The sequence below is a fragment of the Streptomyces bobili genome, from assembly GCF_002154575.1.
GTDB lineage: Bacteria > Actinomycetota > Actinomycetes > Streptomycetales > Streptomycetaceae > Streptomyces > Streptomyces bobili.
In genome coordinates this window covers 1-5,938 of the sequence record NZ_MUBA01000497.1, presented here as the reverse complement: position 1 = coordinate 5,938, position 5,938 = coordinate 1, and the positions used below count along the sequence as shown (strand labels likewise).

Annotated in this window: 6 protein-coding genes; 2 read left to right on the top strand and 4 right to left on the bottom strand. The window is 63.5% G+C overall.

The window, feature by feature from the left end:
- The 3 genes from BZL64_RS31475 to BZL64_RS31465 all read right to left on the bottom strand — a co-directional run.
- The coding region (locus tag BZL64_RS31475; protein WP_086772540.1) for an RRQRL motif-containing zinc-binding protein at positions 1-300 on the bottom strand (300 nt) is incomplete at its 3' end.
- The gene (locus tag BZL64_RS31470) at positions 300-1,190 is read right to left on the bottom strand and encodes a DUF2637 domain-containing protein (protein WP_086772539.1); all 891 of its coding nucleotides are present in this window, start codon (positions 1,188-1,190) and stop codon (positions 300-302) included. The genes BZL64_RS31475 and BZL64_RS31470, both read right to left, overlap by 1 nt.
- Entirely contained in the window at positions 1,187-1,456 is a 270-nt protein-coding gene (locus BZL64_RS31465) for a DUF6284 family protein (protein ID WP_086772538.1), read from the bottom strand. Before BZL64_RS31465 ends, BZL64_RS31470 begins: the two co-directional genes overlap by 4 nt.
- Positions 1,457-2,052: 596 nt before the next feature.
- Between BZL64_RS31465 and BZL64_RS31460 the strand changes: the two genes are divergently transcribed.
- Both BZL64_RS31460 and BZL64_RS31455 read left to right on the top strand, forming a co-directional pair.
- Complete coding sequence (locus BZL64_RS31460; protein ID WP_086772537.1) at positions 2,053-2,898, top strand: sigma factor-like helix-turn-helix DNA-binding protein; 846 nt, start codon at positions 2,053-2,055, stop codon at positions 2,896-2,898.
- Between the two features lie 56 nt (positions 2,899-2,954).
- Entirely contained in the window at positions 2,955-3,707 is a 753-nt protein-coding gene (locus BZL64_RS31455; protein WP_244205591.1) for a hypothetical protein, read from the top strand.
- Between the two features lie 495 nt (positions 3,708-4,202).
- Here BZL64_RS31455 and BZL64_RS31450 read toward each other — a convergent pair whose 3' ends face one another.
- Positions 4,203-5,666, bottom strand: a complete 1,464-nt coding sequence (locus BZL64_RS31450) for a hypothetical protein (protein ID WP_086772535.1) — start codon at positions 5,664-5,666, stop codon at positions 4,203-4,205.
- Between the last annotated feature and the right edge of the window lie 272 nt (positions 5,667-5,938).

Below are 5,938 nucleotides of genomic sequence, written 5' to 3'. Positions count from 1 at the left end.
GCACATGCCGAGCGAAGTGGGAATGACGTAGCCGGCATCGCGCCCGCACGTCGGGCAGATGCGGCGGGCGGCGTTGGCCCTGGCCAGGGCCGCCCACCGGCCGGGCGTCATGGGCCGGACCGGCTTGGCCAGGTCGACCCGGTACAGGTAGGCGACCAGCGGCCCACGGCGACGGCGCGGCCGTTCGAGCTGCGCGGCCACGTCCTGCCCGCCGGGCCGCAGGTTGTGCGCCCTCAGCTGTCGGCGGGTGGCGTAGCCGTCCGGGGCCAGTCGCCACCGGTAGACCGGCAGCGTGGCCATCAGACGGTCGGAGCGGAGGACCGCTCAGCGAGCAGGGCGTCCCGCAGCATCCGGGCGTTGGTGGGCGAGGTGCGGAGCGCGCGCCGGATGCCCTCGCCGGTGATCTGCGAGGTCGGCCAGCCGGCGGTGACTGTGCGTGCCTCGGTCAGCAACTGCTCGGGGCTGCGCTTGGGCCGACTCGATCGAGCGACCTCGGGAATGCGGCCGGTCGCCCGGCGGGGGCGGGAGGAGTCGACCGCCACGGCCCGCCGTGCGGCAGGCTCGATCGACGCGGGCAGCACCCTGACCGGCTTGAGGACCAGGGCCGATTTTCCGGCGTCGACCGCGACCGGATCGGGCATCACGACCCGCGCCAGGGTGACCGGGGCGGGGGTCGATACCGGCAGGTCAGCCGTAGACCGTTTCCTCTCAATCTCGGTAGATTCCTCCGCATTCGTGTCTGCGATGGGAATCGGGGTGGGGCGGTGGTGCAGCACCTTGGCGACCAGATCGGAGCCGAAGTAGATCGAGCCGACCGGCAGGGATGTCGCGAGCAGTACGAGCGCCCAGTTCGCCGGATCCCACTGCGCCAACCGGCCCCAGTCGACCTCACGGCCGTGCAGCTCCGGGACCAGCCCGTGCACGTAGTTCAGCACCAGCGAGGCGACGGTGTAGGTGCCCAGCACCCGCAACGCGAACTTGCGGTCGTCGTCGGCCAGAACCAGCGTGGCGACCAGTGCCAGCGCCATCAGACCGTCGACCACGAACGGGTAGAGGGTCGCGGCGGTGGCGTCGGCACCGACCGCGCCGGCGATGTCGCGCAGTGCGTTCCACGAGACGCGGAACGCCATGCCGACCACTGCGACCAGCGCCAGCACCAACGCGGCGCGTCCCCTGCGGCGCAGGTTCATGCCGCACCGCCCGGCAGGCTCACACCGGCGGGGCGGTTGGCCAGGTCCCGCCGCGCAGCCAGCACCCGGTTGTGGGCCCGGCGGATGCGCCGCTTGTCCAGCTCGTTCGGGACGCGGTCCAGCGTGACGATCTGCGCGTTCAACAGGTCGACCTCCGCCAGGATCAGCGGGAGTTCCTGCTCCACCGCGTCCAGCTCAGCAGCCGTCGGCTCCATGAAGTCGGCGAACGCGGTAACAGCGTCCTGAACAGTAACGATGTGATCCATTGGGTCGTGTTCCTCTCACAGGGGTGAACGGCCTGAACCGCACCCCCGGAGTAGGCGCTCCGGGGGTGCTTGCCGATTGGGTGGGGCCCTCTGCCTCAAACCACGGCGGGGCGAAGCGCCCCGGCCAGGAGTCGAACCTGGCCTTCGACCATCGGGGCTATGTCGTATCGCGGCTCTGTGCGCGCCTTGCTCCGCCTCCTTTGGACAGCGCGCGGTCACCGCGCCACTCAGTCGTCACTCGCTGAGCGGTCTCCCTGGGTGTCATGGACCGGGTGCAGCCCAATCACCGGGGTCCCCGTGATCCGGTCCCTGGGTCCACGCCCGAGGGTCAGACCAGCGGCTTAGCCGATGACACCGATCAATCCGTGAAGACGACGGGCTTTTACGTCTCCCCTGCCGCTCGGACCGCATGTAAGCGGGTCCGACGGGGCCATTCACACGTTCTTGCAGGTCAGGCAGGCGAGATGCGCTTCCCGCGTTTTGCTTAGGGGGGGTTGCCGCCTCTCTTGATAGGTACCGTAGGCAAACCTGTCCGTGCGCGCAACCCCCTCTCGCGATAGAGTTCGTTAGCCCCCCTAGGCGACGATGGGAGAACAGTGCACGACGACATGAAGCGGGTCTCTGAGATCTCGGCCCCGGTTGACCGCGCCAAAGCTGCGATTGACCTGATGGCGACGTATCAGGGATGGGTGCTGGAGCTGTCCCGCATCCGTCGAGAGGCCATCGAGGAGGCGCAGGCATCCGGCATGACTCAGGCCGAGATTGCCAAGAGTCTCGGTGTGAGCCGTGGACGTGTCGGGCAACTCGCGTCCGCCGGCCCGCCCCCGGAGCGAGCGTTCTTCGGTACGGACTCGGTGACCGTCTCGCTCGGTGGCAAGGTCGAAGCCGGCAAGGGCCCGGACCAGAACCCGAGCGCGGTCGTAACGAGGGAAGACCTCGACAACTTCGAGCACCTGCGCAAGTTGCTGGGCGGGATGAAGCTCGATGCCGAGTACGAGGTGATCCCCCCGACCGGAATCGTCAACCTGAACCGCGACAACCACGTGGTTGTCTGCGGACCGCGGCTTTCCCCGATCATCGCGCAGGTACTTGAAGGGGATGACAACCTACGGTTCGCCAAGGACGAGGCTTGGCACCTGGTGGACCAAACAGCAGGGACCACATACCGCTCCCCGATGGATGAGGACGGCTCAGCGGGGGACGTTGGTTATCTGGGACGGCTCCCCCGCCTGGACGGACGGGGGACGTTCCTGTACATCGCCGGAATCCACTCCATCGGCGCAAACGGAGTCGTCCACTATCTCGAAAACAATCTTGCAGAGCTGTACAGGGAGGTTCGTACGCGTCGGTTCTCCACGCTCATCTCGTGTCGTTACGACCCCAAGACCCTCGATGTGCTGGAGAGTCGCCGCGTCACTCCGCTCTACCGACATGAAGGCTGATCATGCGCGTCTCTTTTGACACACGTTCGGGGGGAGCCAATCCGAACGAAGATTGGGTGGCCGGCACGCCGATGCTCGCCGTCGTCCTGGACGGTCTGAGTACCGCCGGCCTGAACACGGGCTGCCGTCACGGCGTCCCGTGGTACGTCGCCCACCTCGGTAGTCAGATCGTCTCTGCTCTCTCGGCCCCGGACCGGCCACTCGCAGACGGGTTGGCCGACGCCATCGCACGTGTCGCGGAGTTGCACCCTGGGTGCGACCTGGCCAACCCAGGGACGCCTTCAGCCACAGTCGCAATTCTGCGAGAGAACTCCGGTTCCTTTGACCATCTGGTCCTCGCGGACTCGCCGGTCGTGTTCGACGGCCCCGACGGTATCTCGGTGATCACGGATCTTCGTGTAGACGAGGTACTGCCCGACTTGAAGGCCGAAGTCGAGCAGTACGAGACCCATACCGGCGAGCACAGAAAAGCTCTCCAGAAGCTCGTATCCGCACAGCGACAGGTGCGCAACACACCTGAGGGGTACTGGGTGGCGGCGGCTGCTCCCGAAGCGGCAGAGCACGCCCTGAGCGGCACGGTGCCTGGCGTCAACGTGCGCGCCGCGGCCGTGATGTCCGACGGCGTATCGCGACTCGTGACCGAGTACGGGATGGCAACGTGGTCCGCCGTTTTCAACACGCTCAGGACGGGCGGACCACGCGAGCTGATCGATACGGTCCGCAAGGTTGAGGCGACGGACCCGACCGGCCGCCGCTGGCCGCGCTACAAATCCGGCGACGACGCCACGGTGGCGTTCTGCCAGTGGTGACGGGCCGATGACCGACCGCGGGCCGTCTCTGGGTCCCCGGGGGACAAACGACCCCGAGTCCGTACCGGAGGCTCTGCAGTCTCAGCACGAGCGTCAGTAGCCGGAACCCTGCGCAGTCGGGCGCCGGTTATAGGTTTCCCTACCTCATCAAGGCCTGCGCGAGGCGCGGGCACGCGCGCCGCCTTGTCGGCGGGGCCGCCGCCCTGTCTTCGCCAGCGGCGGCCCCGCCCGGCGGCGCGCTTGGCGGCCGCCGGCAGGAAGTGGGAAACACCCTCTGTGGCTGGGACGGTCGGCTCCACGGCTTTAGGCAGCCACTGTGGGGCGAAAGCCTCTGAGATCATGGCCGCAACGTCGCGCTTTAACGGGCAGGTCCACAGACTGCCCGACTCGCCATCAGCTTACGGGGCCATGATCACTCGCCCCAAAGCCGCTCAACGACCTGAGCGCCCCTCCAAGAGAAGCATGACCGGAAGCACGACTAAAGGACGTCTGGGGTCATTTGACGTCACCCAAGGCGGTTGACGGCTTGCACCGCTTACAGAGCAGTGCAGAGGTCAGGTCAATCTGGCCCATGGAACGACGCTTGAAGTCGGCTCGAACCAAGACGCAGCGCCTTGTGTGCAGCATAGCTGTTTTTGGATTTTCAAAGAGAACTTGCTCGGCGAATCGCCAGTCTTCTGGCACTTCCGCATTTCGAACCAACTCTTGGTAGTCGTCAGTGCCGCGAAGAGGCTCTAGGAGCGGCCACTCGATTAGGTTCTCAAAATCGACATCACCCGATTCGTACAAACCTCTCAACACCTGCATAGCCTCAGCATTCTCACTGAGAAGGCAATACTTGGCCAGTACGAATCTGGGGCTCAAGGCATCCACGTCCCAATCCTCCACCTCCTGCAGGACAGACCCATCGCCCATTCGTTGCCTAGAAATCCATGAGTTAATCCGGAAGAGTAGCTCATCAGCCATGCTCGAAGACACTTCGACACCATACGAAGCGCACTTTTTGACCAGCTCATATCGACCCTTCACAAGGTTTTGATATGTGAAGTCGTGCACACGGGCGAGCGCTTCCGAGCTGTGACCCGTCGCGAATTTCAGCGCCACGGCACCCATGAGAAGGTACCCAAAGCAGAGAAGCTCATAGGTAGCTTTGTTCAGATAATTCTCATCGACTTGCAAATAGTCCCCTTCCTTCACTCCCTTCCTGAGTCCGGCACCGACACTCTGGATGTAGCGCCGACTTGCGTGCCCACCATTGTGAACTATGACATGACGACGCTGGAAGACCTCTTGCAGGAAGTCCCAATCAATCGCATAGTCCTCAAAATCAAGCTTCATTTTGTCGGCGAAGAATTTGCGCCAGTCATTGAAACTACCAAACATGAATTCGTCGACGCGGCGATCAATTGCAATTTTGATTGCATCTTCCAGATCCTTCATTTCCTTAAGTTCACGTAGGGAGAACTCCTTGCCCTTATCTCTGGAGGATGCCTCTAGCGCCTGAGGCGCGATCTCATAAAAGTTAGACACCAAGCCTGCGAGTAGCACCTCGAAATTACTCACCGCCGAAACAACAGTCGATTGGAAGAACATGGGCAGACGCGGCGAGCGTCTCAGCGCCTCCTGAAAATGATGCATCCACCCAGGACCCCAAGCATCATCTTTAACCGCCTCCCACATGATACTCATAATTGACGGATGCCGACCTTCCTTGACTTCCATTTCGTACCTATCAAAGGCGTCGCTAATCTTCTTAAACTCCTCCTGGCTTAGGCGCTCAAAAACAGGATCCATCATCGAAGGAATAAAATCAGTGTCCAACTTCTTAATTTGAGGCGACGCGACGCCCGCCACTTCCAAAAGGGCATCCATTTTCCGCCAGAATTCGTCCCCAAGATATGCGACAGTGAAGAGGAACTGTTCCTTCGGGTCCAACTCTTGCTCATCTTCGTGTGTCATGCATCACACTGTAAGGGCCTTCGCTCGGCTCTGCGGATGCTTCGCAAAATGAGGCAACCGCTGGTTACGCTGACATCAACGTCGCCAGACGGGCACGGACGCCAGCGACTCGGGCTGGGATGCGGACCACTTGGCCAGCACGAAAGGGAGCGGACCGCACGGCTGAGTGACCGAACTCCTTAAAGCGGTGCTCATCCGCCCGCCATGGATGTCTGGCAGGCCCCTCGCACTGCCGGTGGTGAGCGGCCGCCGGGCCGTCCCTGGGCCGTCCG

Coding starts and splice junctions, on each gene's coding strand:
- BZL64_RS31470 (WP_086772539.1), bottom strand. CDS start 1,190: ATGAACCTGCGCCGCAGGGGACGCGCCGCGTTGGTGCTGGCGCTGGTC.
- BZL64_RS31465 (WP_086772538.1), bottom strand. CDS start 1,456: ATGGATCACATCGTTACTGTTCAGGACGCTGTTACCGCGTTCGCCGAC.
- BZL64_RS31450 (WP_086772535.1), bottom strand. CDS start 5,666: ATGACACACGAAGATGAGCAAGAGTTGGACCCGAAGGAACAGTTCCTC.